The sequence below is a fragment of the Pseudomonas parafulva NBRC 16636 = DSM 17004 genome (assembly GCF_000730645.1).
GTDB classification, from domain to species: Bacteria; Pseudomonadota; Gammaproteobacteria; order Pseudomonadales; family Pseudomonadaceae; genus Aquipseudomonas; species Aquipseudomonas parafulva.
Genome location: NZ_BBIU01000003.1, coordinates 65,708 through 80,966, shown reverse-complemented (window position 1 = coordinate 80,966; position 15,259 = coordinate 65,708). Strand labels below are relative to the sequence as shown.

Sequence of the window (15,259 nt, the reverse complement as noted above, 5' to 3'; positions counted from 1 at the left end):
CGGGCAATGACTGGGATTAGCTGCACTTATGTTTGAGCACTTGGCCGACGTGTCGCTGGATACCTTGCGCGTGTTCGAGGCGGCAGCGCGATTGCGTGGGTTTACCGCAGCCGCGTTGGAGCTGGGCACTACTCAGCCAGCGGTCAGCCAGCAGGTTAAACGGCTGGAGGCGCAGCTAGGCACCCGCTTGTTCGACCGCATCTATCGCGGCATCGAGCTAACCGAGGCTGGCCAACTGCTGTTCGCGCACGTGAGCCAGGCCATGCACACGCTGAATGACGGAATCGCCCAGGCCAGTGGGCGCCACCAGCGCGAGGTATTGCAGGTGGCGACCGATTTTGCTTTCGCTGCCTTTTGGCTGATGCCCCGCCTGCAGCGTTTTCATGAGGCTTATCCACAGGTAGATGTCAGCCTGGTGACCGGGGAACGCAGCCAAGGCATGATGCGCCCGGACATCGATGTGGCCGTGCTGTTCGGCGATGGCCGCTTCCGCCAGGGGGAAAGCCGCTGGCTGTTCGATGAAGAGGTTTTCCCCGTGTGCAGCCCTGGGCTGATCGGTGGCAAACCCTTGTCAGCCGAGGCTTTGCAACGTTTGCCCCTGTTGCACCTGAAGGGCGAGCAGTCCAGCCGCTGGTTCGACTGGGCGGGGGTGTTTCATGGGTTGGGTGTGGCCAGCCCGCCGCCGCCGGGGCAGCTACGCTTCGACAACTACACACTGCTGATTCAGGCTGCCATTGCCGGGCAAGGGGTGGCGATCGGCTGGGGGCACCTGGTGGACAGCCTGGTGGACCAAGGCCTGCTCTGCCGGCCATTGCAAGGCAGCCTGCGGTCGGCACGCGGGTATTACGCCGTGCTGCCGCCGCGCAAGCGCCGTGGTGCGCTGATAGAACGCTTTGTAAGCTGGTTGGAGCAGGAGCGCGAGCGGTGATTTCCAGGGCGCTCATCGGTTTTGGCCGGGTATAGTCATGGCCATTGCAGCAGCGGAGGTAAGCATGCAGAGAATCAAGGGTTACCACGCCCACGTTTATTACGATGCCGCCACCCTGGAACAGGCCCGTGAGCTCTGCGAGGAAGCCGCGCGGCTGTTCCCGGTGACCATGGGCCGCCTGCACCAGAAGCGAGTGGGGCCGCACCCGGACTGGAGTTGCCAGCTGGCGTTCGAGCCGGAAATCGTCGGCGTGGTGTTGCCGTGGCTGGCGCTCAACCGCAAGGGGTTGGTGGTGTTCATGCACCCGCTGACCGGGGATGAGCTGGCCGACCACCGCGACCATGCAATCTGGATGGGGGCGGTGCGCCCGCTGGACCTTTCGCTATTCGGTGGGTAATGCCCGGGCGGCCCTTACTGCCAGCTTACTGGCAGTAAGGGCAAGCCAGCTTAGCGCCGCGCGCCGCGCACGCCTTCTGCTAGCGCCGCACACAGGCTGAGCACGTCATCTACAGCCTGTTCCGGGCGCTCGGCCTGGGCGATCTTGTCCACCAGTGCCGAACCCACCACCACGCCATCGGCCAGGCGTGCGATGGCGGCGGCTTGCTCGGGTGTACGAATGCCGAAACCAACGCTGATCGGCAGGTCGGTGTGCCGACGCAGGCGCGCGATGGCTTCGCTGACGTGCTCGGTTGTGGCCGAGCCTGCGCCGGTCACGCCTGCTACCGATACGTAGTAGACAAACCCGGAACTGCGCTCCAATACCCGTGGCAGGCGCTGATCGTCGGTGGTCGGGGTGGTCAGGCGGATGAAGTCGATGCCGGCAGCCTGGGCGGGGCTTGCCAGTTCGGCATCGTGCTCGGGCGGCAGGTCGACGATGATCAGGCCATCGACACCGGCTTGCTTGGCCTGGGCCACGAAGGCTTCGACGCCAAAGCGGTGGATCGGGTTGTAGTAGCCCATCAGCACGATGGGCGTGGTCTGGTTGCCGGTACGGAAGTCACGCACCATCTGCAGCGTCTTGGCCAGGGTCTGCCCGGCATCCAGGGCGCGCAGGGTTGCCAGCTGAATGGCCACACCGTCAGCCATCGGGTCGGTGAACGGCATGCCCAGTTCGATTACGTCCGCGCCCGCTGCGGGCAGGCCCTTCAGAATTTGCAGCGACGCATCGTAGCCCGGATCGCCAGCGGTGATGAAGGTGACCAGTGCCGAGCGCCCTTCGGCTTTCAGCTCGGCGAAGCGTTGTTCGAGACGGCTCATGCCTGTTTCTCCTGGGCGGCCATGTGGCTCATGACGGTTTGCATGTCTTTGTCGCCGCGGCCCGAGAGGCACACGACCATCAGGTGATCCTTGGGCAGGCTGGGCGCGCGCTTGATGGCTTCGGCCAGGGCGTGGGCGCTTTCCAGGGCCGGGATGATGCCCTCCAGGCGGCAGGACGCATGGAATGCATCCAGCGCCTCGTCATCGGTGATGCTGACGTACTCCACCCGTTTCACTTCGTGCAGGTAGGCATGCTCCGGGCCGATGCCAGGGTAGTCCAGGCCTGCGGAAATGGAGTGGGCATCGGTAATCTGGCCGTCGGCATCCTGCAACAGGTAGGTACGGTTGCCATGCAGCACGCCCGGTACGCCCCCGTTCAGGCTGGCAGCGTGCTTGTCGGTGTGCACGCCGTGGCCACCCGCTTCAACGCCGATGATCTGCACGCTTGGTTCTTCGAGGAATTCATGGAACAGGCCCATGGCATTGGAGCCCCCGCCGACGCAGGCGACCAGGCTGTCGGGCAGGCGGCCTTCCTTTTCCTGCAACTGGGCGCGGGTTTCCTTGCCGATGATCGACTGGAAGTCGCGGACCATGGCCGGGTACGGGTGCGGGCCGGCTACGGTGCCGATCAGGTAGAAGGTGTCTTCCACGTTGGTGACCCAGTCACGCAGCGCCTCGTTCATGGCGTCTTTCAGGGTGCCGGTGCCGGCGGTGACCGGCACGATTTCAGCGCCCAGCAGGCGCATGCGGAACACGTTGGCCTGCTGCCGCTCGATGTCGGTGGCGCCCATGTAGATCACGCAAGGCAGGCCGAAGCGCGCCGCCACGGTGGCCGTGGCCACACCGTGCATGCCAGCGCCGGTTTCAGCGATCAGGCGCTTCTTGCCCATGCGCTTGGCCAGCAGCACCTGGCCGATGCAGTTGTTCACCTTGTGGGCGCCGGTGTGGTTCAGCTCTTCACGTTTGAAGAAGATTTTTGCACCGCCGCAGTGTTCGGTCAGGCGTTCGGCAAAATACAGCGGGTTTGGCCTGCCGATGTAATCGCGCTGGAAGTACGCCAGCTCTTCGAGGAATGCAGGGTCTGCCTTGGCCGCTTCATACTCGCGGGCCAGGTCCAGCACCAGCGGCATGAGGGTTTCGGCCACGTAGCGGCCACCGAACGAGCCGAACAGGCCGTTGGCGTCTGGGCCGGGGCGGTACTGGGACTGGGTCATGAGGCGCTCCAAGGCATATCGAATGAATGATGGGCTTTACTGTAACCACGGCAGGCGCCGCTGAAAACCGATAAGATTGCGCAAACTTGTCAGAAAAACTCACAGGTAACATGGCCCAGGATCTTCCTCCCCTCAATGCCCTGCGGGCATTTGAAGCCACTGCCCGGCTTAACAGCGTAAGCCTGGCGGCCGAAGCGCTGCATGTGACCCATGGTGCGGTAAGCCGGCAGATCAAGGTGCTGGAGACGCACCTGGGCGTTGCCCTGTTCGTCAAGGACGGGCGCGGTATCAAACTCACAGATGCCGGCATTCGCCTGCGCGATGTGAGTGGCGAAGCCTTTGACCGGCTGCGCAGCGTGTGTGGTGAGCTTGGCCGCGAGGGAGACCAGGCGGCGTTCGTGCTCGGCTGTTCAGGCAGCCTGCTGGCGCGCTGGTTCATACCCAGGTTGGGGCGCTTGAAGGCTGACTTGCCGGAGTTGCGCCTGCACCTGTCAGCCGGTGAGGGTGACCTGGACCCGCGTCGCCCCGGCCTGGATGCCCTGTTGGTGTACGCCGAGCCACCATGGCCTGCCGACATGCACGTGCATGTACTGGCCGAGGAACGTATCGGGCCGGTGCTCAGCCCACATTTTGCCGGCTTCTCACGGCTGCAAGGGGCGCCCGTTGACCGCCTGCTGGACGAAGCGCTGCTGCACACCACATCGCGCCCACAGGCGTGGCCTACCTGGGCGATGGAGCATGGGCTGGACCCAAAGGGTATCCACTATGGCCAGGCGTTCGAGCACCTGTACTACTTGCTGGAAGCTGCGTGCGCGGGGCTTGGCGTGGCGATTGCGCCGCAGGCATTGGTGGCGGATGACTTGCGTGCTGGCCGCTTGAGCGCGCCATGGGGATTTACGCGTACACCCGCAGCATTGGCGCTGTGGGTGCCACGGCGCGCCGCAGATGGGCGCGCCGAGCAGCTGGCGCGTTGGCTACGCGCCGAATTGGCCAGGCAGAGCGCTTAGTTGCGCTTGCACAGCAGGTAGGCCGCCAGCAGGCCCAGCGCACCAATGGCGACGCCGGCGGTGGTGTAGGGGTGTTCTTGGGCATAGTCGCGGGTGGCGATGCCGGTTTGACGGGTGCGGTGTTTCACTTCTTCGTAGGCGTCGCTTACCAGGCTACGGGAATGGCGCAGTGCTGTTTCGGCGTTGCTGCGGATGGCCTTCAGGGATTTCTGCGACTCTTCCGAGGCGTCATTCTTGAGGTTTTCCAGGCTTTTCAGAAGGCTCTCGATCTCGGCTTCCATGCTTTCCAGGGATGTTTTTCGCAGCGAGTTGCGTGGCATGTTGACTCTCCTTCGCGTTGTGGGCTGTAGAAAATGCGACTGCTGCGCGAGGCGAAAGTGCGATCGAACTTTCTGTTGGTTTATCGGCTCGCAGGTAAACCAGGCCTGCCTGCCAGGCTCCAGGTCAATATCCGAGGAGAGAGCACATGTCCGATCACCACACATACAAAATGGTCGAGTTGGTAGGTTCGTCCACCAGCAGCATCGAGGACGCGATCCAGAATGCGCTGGCGGAGGCGTCCAAGAGCATCAAGATGCTCGAATGGTTCGAGGTGGTCAGCACCCGTGGGCATATTCGCGACAACAAGGTCGAGCACTTCCAGGTCACGATGAAAGTCGGTTTCCGCATCACCAACAGCTGACACATTTCCAGGCTGGAAGCGCCTGGCGCTATGGGGTATCAATACGGGAGGCGCCTGACCGGGCGCCTTTTCCGATTTCATTGCACAAGGAAAGCGAGTAATGAACAAACTGATTCTGGCGCTGGGCCTGATGAGCCTGGCCGGTGGCGCGCTGGCGGCTGGCAAGCCTTGCGAGGAGCTCAAGGCTGAAATCGCGGCCAAGCTGGATGCCAAGGGTGTTCAGGGGTACTCCCTGGAAGTCGTCAACAAAGGCGAGCCTGCAGGCAAGGTTGTAGGCAGCTGTGAAGGCGGCACCAAGGAAATCGTGTACCGCCGCAGCTAACGTCGCCGTCAATCGCCGGCAAGCCGGCGATTGGCAGGGGTCAATAGCCCGCTTGCAACGCCTGCGCCAGCAACTCATACGACCTGATGCGATCCGCATGCTCATACAGGTCGCACGTGAACATCAGCTCATCTGCCCCAGTCTGCTCCAGCAGCACTTCAACCTTGGCTCGGACTTTCTGCGGGCTGCCTATCATCGCCAGGCCCAGGAAGCTGCCCACCGCATCGCGCTCATGGGGTAGCCACAAGCCGTCCATGCTCTCGACCGGGGGCTTTTGCATCAGGCTCTGCCCACGGATCAGTGACAGGATGCGCTGGTACACCGAGGTGGCCAGGTATTCGGCTTTTTCGTCTGTTTCCGCCACCACCATGGGGATACCCAGCATCACGTAGGGCTTGTCCAGCGCAGTGGATGGCTTGAAGTGGTTGCGGTACACACGAATGGCCTCATGCATGTAACGCGGGGCAAAGTGCGAGGCGAACGCATAGGGCATGCCGCGCATGCCTGCCAGTTGGGCACTGAACAAGCTGGACCCGAGCAGCCACATGGGCACTTCGGTGTCATGCCCTGGCACGGCGATGACCTTCTGGTCGTCGGTGCGCGGGCCCAGGTAGCGTGCCAGTTCTTCTACGTCCTCCGGGAAGTCGTCCGCGCTGCCGGCCCGGTCGCGGCGCAGCGCATAGGCGGTCATCTGGTCGGACCCCGGCGCGCGGCCCAGGCCCAGGTCGATGCGCCCCGGGTACAGGCTGGCCAGCGTGCCGAACTGCTCAGCCACCACCAATGGGGCATGGTTGGGCAGCATGATGCCGCCAGACCCCACGCGGATGCGCGAAGTACCGCCCGCCAGGTAACCGATCAGCACCGAGGTGGCCGAACTGGCGATGCCGTCCATGTTGTGGTGTTCGGCTACCCAGAAACGGTTGTAGCCAAAACGCTCGACGTGCTGCGCCAGGTCCAGCGAGTTACGCAACGACTGGGCTGGGCCAGCGTCGGCTCGTACCGGTACCAGGTCGAGGGTGGAAATGTTCAGATCACGCAACTGCGTCATGGAGCCTCCGCAAAAATTGGTTGGCCAGAAGCCTTATTGACTGTGTATGGGCGCAATCGTTGGATTCAATGCCTGCGGTCAGATTGCGCTGAACTCTCACGCAGCAGCGTGCCTCTGAACCCTTAGGTATGTAACCAATGACCAGGAGGCATCATGAAAAAGACAGCATCGGCGATCTGGCAAGGTGGTCTGAAAGACGGTAAAGGCCTGCTTTCTACCGAAAGCGGCGCCCTCAAGCAGAACCCCTACGGTTTCAACACCCGCTTCGAAGATACCCCGGGCACCAACCCGGAAGAATTGATCGGCGCTGCGCACGCGGGCTGCTTCTCGATGGCCCTGTCGATGATGTTGGGCGACGCAGGTTTGACGCCTGAGCGTATCGACACCGCTGCAGAAGTCACGCTGGACAAGCAGCCGGATGGTTATGCGATCACGGCTGTTCACTTGGTACTGAGGGCCAAGGTGCCCGGTGCAAGTGCCGAGCAGTTCGAGGAAATCGCCAACAAGGCCAAGGCCGGTTGCCCGGTATCCAAAGTGCTTAACGCAAAAATTACCCTGGATGCCAGCTTGGTTGGCTGATGCATGAATCGGGGGCGGTTTGCGGTAATCTAGCAACCCTCGGCAGCATCGCTGCCACTACAGGAGCCGCCCCCATGATTCGCCTCGCAGTCGCTGTTCTCGCCTCTTTAACTGCAACCTGCACATTGGCAGCGGTAAAGCCCTGCGAAGAGCTGAAAGCCGAGATTGAAGCGAAGATCCAGGCGCAGGGCGTTGCGTCGTACACGCTTGAAATCGTGCCGAACAGCGAGGTGCAAGACCCCAACATGGTAGTCGGGACCTGTAACGGCGGCACCCAGAAGATCATCTACCAAAAGAACGATCAGTAACCGCGTACGTTATCGCGGCGGCCATGCCTTGGGTCAGGGGATACAAAAGACCTGGCTCGGCTTGTTCACCACTACTGTGCGGCTGGCGTCATAAAGCAGTACCTGCGGCTCCATCACTGGTGCCCGCGCTTCAAGCCGGTAGCGTTCCCCCGCCTTGAAGTCGTTGAAGCGCACGGTCAGGTAGCAGGTTCGTTCCCTGGGGTCGGTGGTAAAGCCGCCTGCGTAAATCTCGTAATCGAAGCGCACCACCAGTTCGTGCTTGCCGGGGGTTACCTGGAAGTAGCGGCCATCGTCCAGGCGCTTGCCATCGAGCCGATCAGCCATGATGACCCTGCCAGGGGTCATGGTGTACAAGTCGACCCAGGCTTGCTTGGGGTCTACCGGGGGCAGTGGGCTGGCGCAAGCGCCCAGTGCACTGAGGGCGATCAGCATCATGGGCTGGCGCATGGCGGGTTTCTCATTTGCAATGTACAGGCTCTAAGCATAGCGCCGTTGCGCGCTTCAGGTACGTTGGCAACCCGCTGGCAGCCCTTGGCCTACCAGTTTTTGCTGGTGGTCATACAGTTTGATCCACGGCCTGAAGCCAATGCTGCCCGCCTGCAACTGGTAACGCTGGCCGGCATTGAAGTCGTTGAATGCCAGCTTGATTTGGCAATCACGCCACAGCGGCTCTTTCACAGGCCCGATATTGCTGGGCGTGACCGGGAACTGATAGCGCACGGTCAGCTCATGGTTACCGGGCTGCACTTCGAAGTAGCGGCTGTCGGCCCAGTCGCGCTCATCTACCTGGAGCGCATCCAGGGACGTATCTTTGCGGGGTTCAAGGTCGATCCAGGCCTGGTTCGGGTCAGGGTCCGGCAAGGTGGAGCATGCCGAAACCATCAGCAGTGACCCAGCAACCCATAGTGCACGCATGGCGAATTTCCCCTTTGGCGAGATAGTCTTCAGGCAAACAGGCCGTGAGTGAATCAGGATGGTTGAACGTTCACATTTGCAGCGCTCAGGCCCTGGGCCACTCGACCGCGTTTTCACCCTGTTGGTTCCGCTGTTGGCAGCTGCTCTGCTGAACGGCTGCACCAGTGCCCGCTATTACGGCCAACTGGCCGAGGGGCAGTTGGCGCTGTTGCGTGCGCGCCAGCCGGTGGCACAGGTGGTGGCTGACCCCGCCACACCTGCAGCATTGCGCGCCCGCCTGCTGCACGCGCAGCAGGCGCGGGACTTCGCCAGCCAGCAGTTGCACTTGCCCGACAACCGCAGTTACCGGGTGTACGCCAACCTGGGCCGCCCGTTCGTGGTATGGAATGTGTTCGCCACCCCCGAGCTCTCCCTGCAACCCGTTACCCACTGTTTTCCAATCGCGGGCTGCGTGGCCTACCGGGGCTACTATCGCCAGGGCGCCGCCCGTGGAGCGGCGGCGTTGATGCGCGAGCAGGGCCTGGATGTGTATGTCGGCGGCGTCGAGGCGTATTCGACACTGGGCTGGTTCGACGACCCGATCCTGTCCTCCATGGTGGGCTGGAGCGATGAGCGGCTGGCCACGCTGATTTTCCACGAGCTGGCCCACCAGCGTGTCTACGTGCAGGATGACACGGCGTTCAACGAGTCGTTTGCGACCTTCGTCGAGCAGCAAGGCACGCGCCAGTGGCGGCTGGCAAGGGGGCTTGCGGCCGATGGCGAACCGCAGGGACAGCAGCGCGAGCAGTTCATCCGCCTGGTGCTGGCCAGCCGCGAGCGCCTGCAGGCCATTTACAGGGGCCCGCTGGACGATGTGCACAAGCGCTTGGCCAAACAGGCCGAATTCCAGCGCCTGAGGCGCGAATACCGGCAACTGCGTGACAGCCAGTGGTCAGGCGACACCCGCTACGACGCCTGGGTATACGCCCCGCTGAACAACGCCAAGCTCCTGCCGTTTGGGCTGTATGACCAGTGGGTGCCCGCGTTCACCGCGTTGTTCCAGAAGGTGAACGGCGACTGGGCCCGTTTTTACCTGGAAGTCGAGCACCTGGCACGCCTGCCTGCAGCGGCCAGAACAGCCGCACTACAGCAACTCATGCCCGCCGCTCAGGCCTTGACGAACGCCTGATGCATCTCGGCCAGCGTGGCGAAGTGGAACGCAGGCGACTCGGCCATCAGCTCCTGCTGGCTACCAAAGCCATACCCCACCGCCACGGCCTGCACCCCGTTGCTGCGTGCCCCGATCAGGTCATGCTTGCGGTCGCCGATCATCAGCGTTTGTGCCGGGTCCAGGCCTTCTTCGTCCAACAGGTGGCGAATCAGCTCGACCTTGTTGGTGCGGGTGCCGTCCAGCTCGCTGCCGTAGATCACTTTGAAATGGCGGTCGAACGCAAAGTGCCGGGCAATTTCGCGGGCGAACTCCCAGGGTTTGGAAGTGGCGATGAACAGGGTTCGCCCCTGCGCATTCAAGGCCTCGAGCAACTCGGGCACGCCCTCGAACACCTGGTTTTCGTATAGCCCGGTCACGCGGAAGCGTTCCCGGTAAAAGTTGACCGCCTCCCAGGCCTTGGCCTCGTCGAATTCATAAAACTGCATGAATGCCTGCAGCAGCGGCGGGCCGATGAAGTGCTCCAGGCGCACCAGGTCGGGTTCATCGATGCCCAGCTTGGCCAGCGCGTACTGGATGGAGCGGGTGATGCCCAGGCGCGGGTCGGTGAGGGTGCCGTCGAGGTCAAACAGGATGTTTTGCTGGTGCATGTATACCGTTCCGCTTGTGTGCTGTATGGCTTTGTCGCGGGTAAACCTGCGAGGTGGTCATTCGGGTTGGTCGTAGCCTTCGGCCAGGTGCTGGTCCTTGAGCTTCACATAGTTGCCCGCGCTGTATGAAAAGAACGCGCGCTCCTGATCGTTCAGCAGCCGTGCCTGCTTCACCGGGCTACCCATGTACAGATAGCCGCTGACCAGCCGCTTGCCCGGTGGCACCAGGCTACCGGCACCGATGATGACTTCGTCCTCGACGATGGCACCGTCCATGATGGTGCTGCCCATCCCCACCAGAATGCGATTGCCCAGGGTGCAGCCATGCAACATGACCTTGTGGCCGATGGTGACTTCGTCGCCGATGATCAGCGGGAAGCCATCCGGGTTGAACGGGCCGGCGTGGGTGATGTGCAGCACGCTGGCGTCCTGCACGCTGGTGCGCGCGCCGATGCGGATGCGGTGCATGTCGCCCCTGACCACCGTCATGGGCCACACCGAGCTGTCCTCACCGATCTCCACGTCCCCCAGCACCACCGCCGAGCGGTCCACGAAGGCCCTGGCGGCGAGCCTTGGCGTATGTTGCCGGAAACTTCGAATGGCCATGATAGCCTCCCTCATCTGTGCCGATAGGCTGGCTGCCTGCTGCGGTCGGCGTCGATTGTAATTAAGATGGGGCAGTGTTTCTTCTGCCAAGGTATCCAAACCGTGACTGCGAACAACCCGCTTCTGCAATCCCACGATCTGCCGCCCTTCTCGCAAATCCGTGCCGAACACGTGTTGCCGGCGATCGAAGCGATCCTGGCCGACAACCGTACAGCTATTGCCCAGATCCTGGAAACCCAGGGCAGCAACCCCACCTGGGCCGGCCTGGTACTGGCCATGGACGAACTCAACGACCGCCTGGGTGCGGCCTGGAGCCCGGTCAGCCACCTGAATGCGGTGTGCAACAGCCCGGAGCTGCGCGAGGCCTATGAGGCGTGCCTGCCGGCGCTGAGCGCCTATTCCACCGAGCTGGGGCAGAACCGTGCCCTGTTCGACGCCTACCAGGCGTTGGCTGCAAGCCCTGAGGCCGGCGGCTTCGACGTGGCGCAAAAAACCATCCTCGAGCATGCGCTGCGTGACTTCCGCCTGTCGGGTATCGACCTGCCTGCAGACCAGCAGCAGCGTTACGCCCAGGTGCAAAGCAAGCTCAGCGAGCTGGGCAGCCGCTTTTCCAACCAGCTGCTCGATGCCACCCAGGCGTGGAGCAAGCATGTTACCGACGAAGCGGCCCTGGCCGGGCTGACCGACTCTGCCAAGGCGCAGATGGCTGCGGCTGCCCAGGCCAAGGGGCTCGATGGCTGGCTGATCACTCTGGAGTTCCCCAGCTACTACGCGGTGATGACCTACGCCAGCGACCGCGCACTGCGCGAAGAACTGTATGCCGCCTACTGCACCCGTGCCTCGGACCAGGGCCCGAACGCTGGCCAGTTCGACAATGGCCCGGTGATGCAGCAAATTCTCGACCTGCGCCAGGAGCTGGCCGAGCTGCTGGGCTACAAGAACTACGCAGAGCTGAGCCTGGCCACCAAAATGGCCGAGTCCAGCGACCAGGTGCTGAGCTTCCTGCGCGACCTGGCCAAGCGCTCCAAGCCATTCGCCGCCCAGGACCTCGCCCAGCTCAAGGCCTACGCGGCCGAGCAGGGTTGCCCCGAGCTGGCCAGTTGGGACGCCGGTTACTTTGGCGAGAAACTGCGCGAGCAGCGCTACAGCGTGTCCCAGGAAGCCCTGCGCGCTTACTTCCCGATCGACAAGGTGCTGAGTGGCCTGTTCAGCATCGTGCAGCGCCTGTACGGCATTGAAATCGCCGAACTCAAGGGCTTCGATACCTGGCACCCGGATGTTCGCCTGTTCGAGATCAAGGAAAACGGCCAGCACGTGGGCCGCTTCTTCTTCGACCTGTATGCCCGCGCCAACAAGCGCGGGGGCGCCTGGATGGACGGTGCCCGCGACCGCCGCCGCACCGCAGGTGGCCAGTTGCAGAGCCCGGTGGCCAACCTGGTGTGCAACTTCACCCCCGCGGCGCCTGGCAAGCCGGCGTTGCTTACCCATGACGAAGTCACCACGTTGTTCCATGAGTTCGGCCATGGCCTGCACCACCTGCTGACCCGCATCGAGCATGCCGGTGTGTCGGGTATCAACGGTGTGGCCTGGGATGCCGTGGAGCTGCCCAGCCAGTTCATGGAAAACTGGTGCTGGGAGCCTGAGGGCCTGGCGTTGATCTCCGGCCATTACGAAACCGGCGAAGCCCTGCCCCAGGACCTGCTGGCCAAGATGCTGGCGGCCAAGAACTTCCAGTCGGGCATGATGATGGTGCGCCAGCTGGAGTTCTCGCTGTTCGACTTTGAGCTGCACGCCAGCCATGGCGACGGCCGCACGGTGCTGCAGGTGCTCGAAGGTGTGCGCGACGAAGTCACGGTGATGCGCCCGCCTGCGTACAACCGCTTCCCCAACAGCTTTGCCCACATATTTGCCGGCGGCTATGCGGCGGGCTATTACAGCTACAAATGGGCTGAAGTGCTGTCGGCCGATGCGTTCTCGCGGTTCGAGGAAGAAGGCGTGTTCAATGCCGAAACCGGCCGTGCCTTCCGCGAGGCGATCCTGGCCCGGGGTGGCTCGCGTGCGCCAATGGTGCTGTTCGTCGACTTCCGTGGCCGTGAGCCATCCATCGATGCGCTGCTGCGCCACAGCGGCCTCACTGAAGAAGCGGCCGCATGAGTGAGGATGCCGTGAACAAGACCAAGAAGCGCTTCATTGCCGGGGCGGTATGCCCGGCCTGCAGCGAGCCGGATAAGCTGATGATGTGGAACGAAGACGGCGTACCTCACCGTGAGTGCGTGGCCTGTGGCTTTACCGACACCCTCAACGAGCAGGGCCTGTCGGTGCCCAGGGAGCTGGGCACTCGGGTGAACCACCAGGCGCCCAAGGCGGCGCCGGCGAAGGTCCAGACCGTGCAGTTCTTCCCCAACCCCAAGCTGAAAAAGCCTGCTGAATGATCGCCGTACTGCCCGGGCGCAACGCCCGGGTAGTAGTTAATCGCGCCCTTCCCCGCTTGCCCCGCTGCACGCTGGCACGCTCCTGAAAACGAGCGAGTCAGTGCCATGAGCAACCCCCTTCTGCAAGGCAGCGGTACCGCTGTCGACTATCACGCTATCACCCTCGAAAACATGCAGGCCGCGTTTGACCATGTGCTGCATACCTATGCCTTGGGCGTTGAGTACGTCATCGAACACCAGCAGGCCCTACCCACGTGGGACGATCTGGTCCTGGCGGTCGACGGCCTGGATGCACAGCTACTGGGCGTGTTCTACGCGGCCTCGCCGTTGATAGGCAAGGATGCGGCGTGGAACGACGCTATTTTGCAGTTCTACCTCAACATGAATGCAGCCCTGAATACCCGGTATGGCAATGGCCGGCTGTTTGCGCTTTACGACCGGTTGGCTGCCAGCAACGTGGGCCTCAACCTCGACGCGCAGCAACGGGCTACGTTGCGCTGGCACCTTGAAAAGTTTCGCGTCAACGGGGCTTCCCTGTCGGCGCCGCGAAAGCAACGGCTGCAACAACTGCAAGAGCAGATTACGGCGCTGGAGGAAGCGTTCCTGGGCAACATGGCGAGGCCGGGGCTGCTGATCCATAGCGTCGACCAACTGCGTGGCATTGCCGAACGGGGCCTGGCCGAGCTGGCGCTGCAAGCCCAGCAAAACGGTAGCGCAGGCTGGTTGATCCCATGTGAAGCCTGGGCCACCGACAAGGTGCTGGAAGAGGCCCTCGACCGGACTGTTCGCGAGCGTGTCTACCGCGCTTACCATGAGCGCGGTGTGCACACCGACCCTGAAAAAGACAACGCCAGCGTTTTGCAGCGTCTGGCAGCCTTGCGTCATGAGCGGGCGCAGCTGCTCGGCTTCAGCAGCCACGTGACGCTGAGCCTGCAGCGCAAGAGCGCAGGCCCGGAGCAACAGGTGCGCCAGTTTCTACAGGCGCTGGCGGGCGGCATCGCACCTGCCGTGTTGCGCTGGCGTGCCGCGCTTGAGGCTGCGGCCCAGGCAGCGGGGCTTGAACAAGCCCAGCCCTGGGACAGGGATTTTCTGCAGGCGCAGGCCCGAAACGCTGCCCGGGTGCTGTCCAACGACGCCGTGCGCGAGTTCTTCCCGCTCAGCGCGGTGGTCCGGGCTTTGCTCCAATTGGCGCAGCAGTTGTTCGGCCTGGAACTGCGCGCCGTGCGCTTGCCTGCCTGGCATCCGAGCGTGCTCACGTTCGAGGCCTGGCAGGACCATGCGCTGCTCGGCCTGTTCTACCTCGACGCCGTTCAGCACCCTGGCAAGCAACCCGACGCCGTGTACACCACCTATGTGCATAACCGCCGCGTGGATGCCGAGGGTATCTACCAGCAAGCCGTGGTGATGATGTACAGCGACATCCCATCGCCCCCCGAGGGTGACGAGCCCCTGCTGGACCACCGCGCCTTGCGCAAAGTGTTCCATGAATTTGGCCATGCCCTGCACCACCTGCTGGTGCGCACGGGCAACCAGGTGCTGTCCAGTGTCAGCGAGCTGGGCACCGACGGCACCGAACTGCTGGGTAAGCTGTTCGAGCGCTGGGTCTGGAACGTGGATTACCTGGTGGGTATTTCGGCGCATCACCTTGATGACCGTCGCATCAGCCACGGGCGGATGCAGCGCTGCATCGAGCGCTACCAGCGTGAAGCCATCGGCGAAACAGCACGCGACCTGAGCCTGGCATTGTTCGACCTGGATCTGCATGCCAACCCGAATGACGGCACAACCGTGCGCCAGCGGCTTGGGCACGCCCGCGAGCAATGTAGCTACTGGCCACTTGCCGCGTTTGAACACCCGGCTCACGCGTTCGATTACCTGGTCACTGGCTATGATGCGGGTTATTACGCCTACCTCTGGGCTGACGCCTGTGCGATGGACATCTTCGCCCGCTTCGAGCAGGTGGGCCTGCTTGATCGCGCCACCGGCCAGGCACTTCACCAGGCAGTGATCGCCCCCGGCGCCTCACGCCCCTTGCATGAGGGGCTGCAGGTGTTTCTGGGGCGCAAGCCAAGTGTGCAGCCGTATCTTCGGTGGCATGGCGTGGAGTGACGAGAGGGGGTGGTCACCGCCAACTTATCCGATTACTGTATATAAATACAGTAAG

At 63.0% G+C, this 15,259-nt stretch carries 19 protein-coding genes; 11 read left to right on the top strand and 8 right to left on the bottom strand.

Annotated elements, in window-relative coordinates; all coding sequences use genetic code 11:
* Nucleotides 1-28 precede the first annotated feature (28 nt).
* Both PPA02S_RS01885 and PPA02S_RS01880 read left to right on the top strand, forming a co-directional pair.
* Nucleotides 29-928 (top strand): choline sulfate utilization transcriptional regulator, encoded by a 900-nt coding sequence (locus PPA02S_RS01885; protein WP_028633165.1) that lies wholly within the window; start codon nt 29-31, stop codon nt 926-928.
* Between the two features lie 64 nt (nt 929-992).
* Complete coding sequence (locus PPA02S_RS01880) at nt 993-1,325, top strand: DOPA 4,5-dioxygenase family protein (RefSeq protein WP_028633164.1); 333 nt, start codon at nt 993-995, stop codon at nt 1,323-1,325.
* Between the two features lie 50 nt (nt 1,326-1,375).
* Here PPA02S_RS01880 and trpA read toward each other — a convergent pair whose 3' ends face one another.
* Together trpA and trpB are read right to left on the bottom strand one after the other, a co-directional pair.
* Nucleotides 1,376-2,185, bottom strand: a complete 810-nt coding sequence (gene trpA, locus PPA02S_RS01875) for a tryptophan synthase subunit alpha (RefSeq protein WP_028633163.1) — start codon at nt 2,183-2,185, stop codon at nt 1,376-1,378.
* Nucleotides 2,182-3,399 carry a tryptophan synthase subunit beta gene (gene trpB, locus PPA02S_RS01870; RefSeq protein WP_028633162.1) on the bottom strand — a complete coding sequence of 406 codons (1,218 nt, stop codon included), beginning with the start codon at nt 3,397-3,399 and terminating at the stop codon, nt 2,182-2,184. Before trpB ends, trpA begins: the two co-directional genes overlap by 4 nt.
* Nucleotides 3,400-3,509: 110 nt before the next feature.
* Here trpB and PPA02S_RS01865 point away from each other — a divergent pair, with 110 nt between their 5' ends.
* Nucleotides 3,510-4,406: a LysR family transcriptional regulator gene (locus PPA02S_RS01865; protein WP_028633161.1), complete on the top strand. Its 897-nt coding sequence runs from the start codon at nt 3,510-3,512 to the stop codon at nt 4,404-4,406.
* Here the strand turns inward: PPA02S_RS01865 and PPA02S_RS01860 are convergent.
* Nucleotides 4,403-4,726 carry an ElaB/YgaM/YqjD family protein gene (locus PPA02S_RS01860; RefSeq protein WP_028633160.1) on the bottom strand — a complete coding sequence of 108 codons (324 nt, stop codon included), beginning with the start codon at nt 4,724-4,726 and terminating at the stop codon, nt 4,403-4,405. The genes PPA02S_RS01865 and PPA02S_RS01860 overlap by 4 nt on opposite strands.
* Nucleotides 4,727-4,872: 146 nt before the next feature.
* Between PPA02S_RS01860 and PPA02S_RS01855 the strand changes: the two genes are divergently transcribed.
* Nucleotides 4,873-5,088, top strand: coding sequence for a dodecin (locus PPA02S_RS01855; RefSeq protein WP_028633159.1), 216 nt, complete (start codon nt 4,873-4,875; stop codon nt 5,086-5,088).
* 100 nt (nt 5,089-5,188) lie between these two features.
* Entirely contained in the window at nt 5,189-5,410 is a 222-nt protein-coding gene (locus PPA02S_RS01850) for a DUF1161 domain-containing protein (RefSeq protein ID WP_028633158.1), read from the top strand.
* 40 nt (nt 5,411-5,450) lie between these two features.
* Here PPA02S_RS01850 and PPA02S_RS01845 read toward each other — a convergent pair whose 3' ends face one another.
* On the bottom strand, nt 5,451-6,458 hold the full coding sequence (locus PPA02S_RS01845) for an LLM class flavin-dependent oxidoreductase (RefSeq protein WP_028633157.1): 1,008 nt from the start codon (nt 6,456-6,458) through the stop codon (nt 5,451-5,453).
* A 153-nt stretch (nt 6,459-6,611) separates the two neighbouring features.
* On the opposite strand from PPA02S_RS01845, the gene PPA02S_RS01840 reads away from it, so the two are divergent.
* Together PPA02S_RS01840 and PPA02S_RS01835 are read left to right on the top strand one after the other, a co-directional pair.
* On the top strand, nt 6,612-7,037 hold the full coding sequence (locus PPA02S_RS01840) for an OsmC family protein (RefSeq protein WP_028633156.1): 426 nt from the start codon (nt 6,612-6,614) through the stop codon (nt 7,035-7,037).
* Nucleotides 7,038-7,111: 74 nt separating this feature from the next.
* Complete coding sequence (locus PPA02S_RS01835; RefSeq protein WP_028633155.1) at nt 7,112-7,345, top strand: DUF1161 domain-containing protein; 234 nt, start codon at nt 7,112-7,114, stop codon at nt 7,343-7,345.
* A gap of 33 nt (nt 7,346-7,378) precedes the next feature.
* Here PPA02S_RS01835 and PPA02S_RS01830 read toward each other — a convergent pair whose 3' ends face one another.
* Nucleotides 7,379-7,792 (bottom strand): PA0061/PA0062 family lipoprotein, encoded by a 414-nt coding sequence (locus PPA02S_RS01830; RefSeq protein WP_028633154.1) that lies wholly within the window; start codon nt 7,790-7,792, stop codon nt 7,379-7,381.
* 54 nt (nt 7,793-7,846) lie between these two features.
* Entirely contained in the window at nt 7,847-8,260 is a 414-nt protein-coding gene (locus PPA02S_RS01825) for a PA0061/PA0062 family lipoprotein (RefSeq protein WP_028633153.1), read from the bottom strand.
* 76 nt (nt 8,261-8,336) lie between these two features.
* Between PPA02S_RS01825 and PPA02S_RS01820 the strand changes: the two genes are divergently transcribed.
* Nucleotides 8,337-9,428: an aminopeptidase gene (locus PPA02S_RS01820; RefSeq protein ID WP_028633152.1), complete on the top strand. Its 1,092-nt coding sequence runs from the start codon at nt 8,337-8,339 to the stop codon at nt 9,426-9,428.
* On the opposite strand, the gene PPA02S_RS01815 is transcribed toward PPA02S_RS01820, so the two are convergent.
* Complete coding sequence (locus PPA02S_RS01815) at nt 9,407-10,057, bottom strand: HAD family hydrolase (protein ID WP_028633151.1); 651 nt, start codon at nt 10,055-10,057, stop codon at nt 9,407-9,409. The two genes, PPA02S_RS01820 and PPA02S_RS01815, sit on opposite strands and share 22 nt — an antisense overlap.
* 57 nt (nt 10,058-10,114) lie before the next feature.
* Nucleotides 10,115-10,663 carry a gamma carbonic anhydrase family protein gene (locus PPA02S_RS01810; RefSeq protein ID WP_028633150.1) on the bottom strand — a complete coding sequence of 183 codons (549 nt, stop codon included), beginning with the start codon at nt 10,661-10,663 and terminating at the stop codon, nt 10,115-10,117.
* A 102-nt stretch (nt 10,664-10,765) separates the two neighbouring features.
* On the opposite strand from PPA02S_RS01810, the gene prlC reads away from it, so the two are divergent.
* From prlC to PPA02S_RS01795, 3 genes are all read left to right on the top strand, one after another.
* On the top strand, nt 10,766-12,817 hold the full coding sequence (gene prlC, locus PPA02S_RS01805) for an oligopeptidase A (protein WP_245614625.1): 2,052 nt from the start codon (nt 10,766-10,768) through the stop codon (nt 12,815-12,817).
* Nucleotides 12,814-13,095: a YheV family putative zinc ribbon protein gene (locus tag PPA02S_RS01800; protein WP_028633148.1), complete on the top strand. Its 282-nt coding sequence runs from the start codon at nt 12,814-12,816 to the stop codon at nt 13,093-13,095. Before prlC ends, PPA02S_RS01800 begins: the two co-directional genes overlap by 4 nt.
* A 105-nt stretch (nt 13,096-13,200) precedes the next feature.
* Nucleotides 13,201-15,204: a M3 family metallopeptidase gene (locus PPA02S_RS01795; protein ID WP_028633147.1), complete on the top strand. Its 2,004-nt coding sequence runs from the start codon at nt 13,201-13,203 to the stop codon at nt 15,202-15,204.
* Nucleotides 15,205-15,259 lie beyond the last annotated feature (55 nt).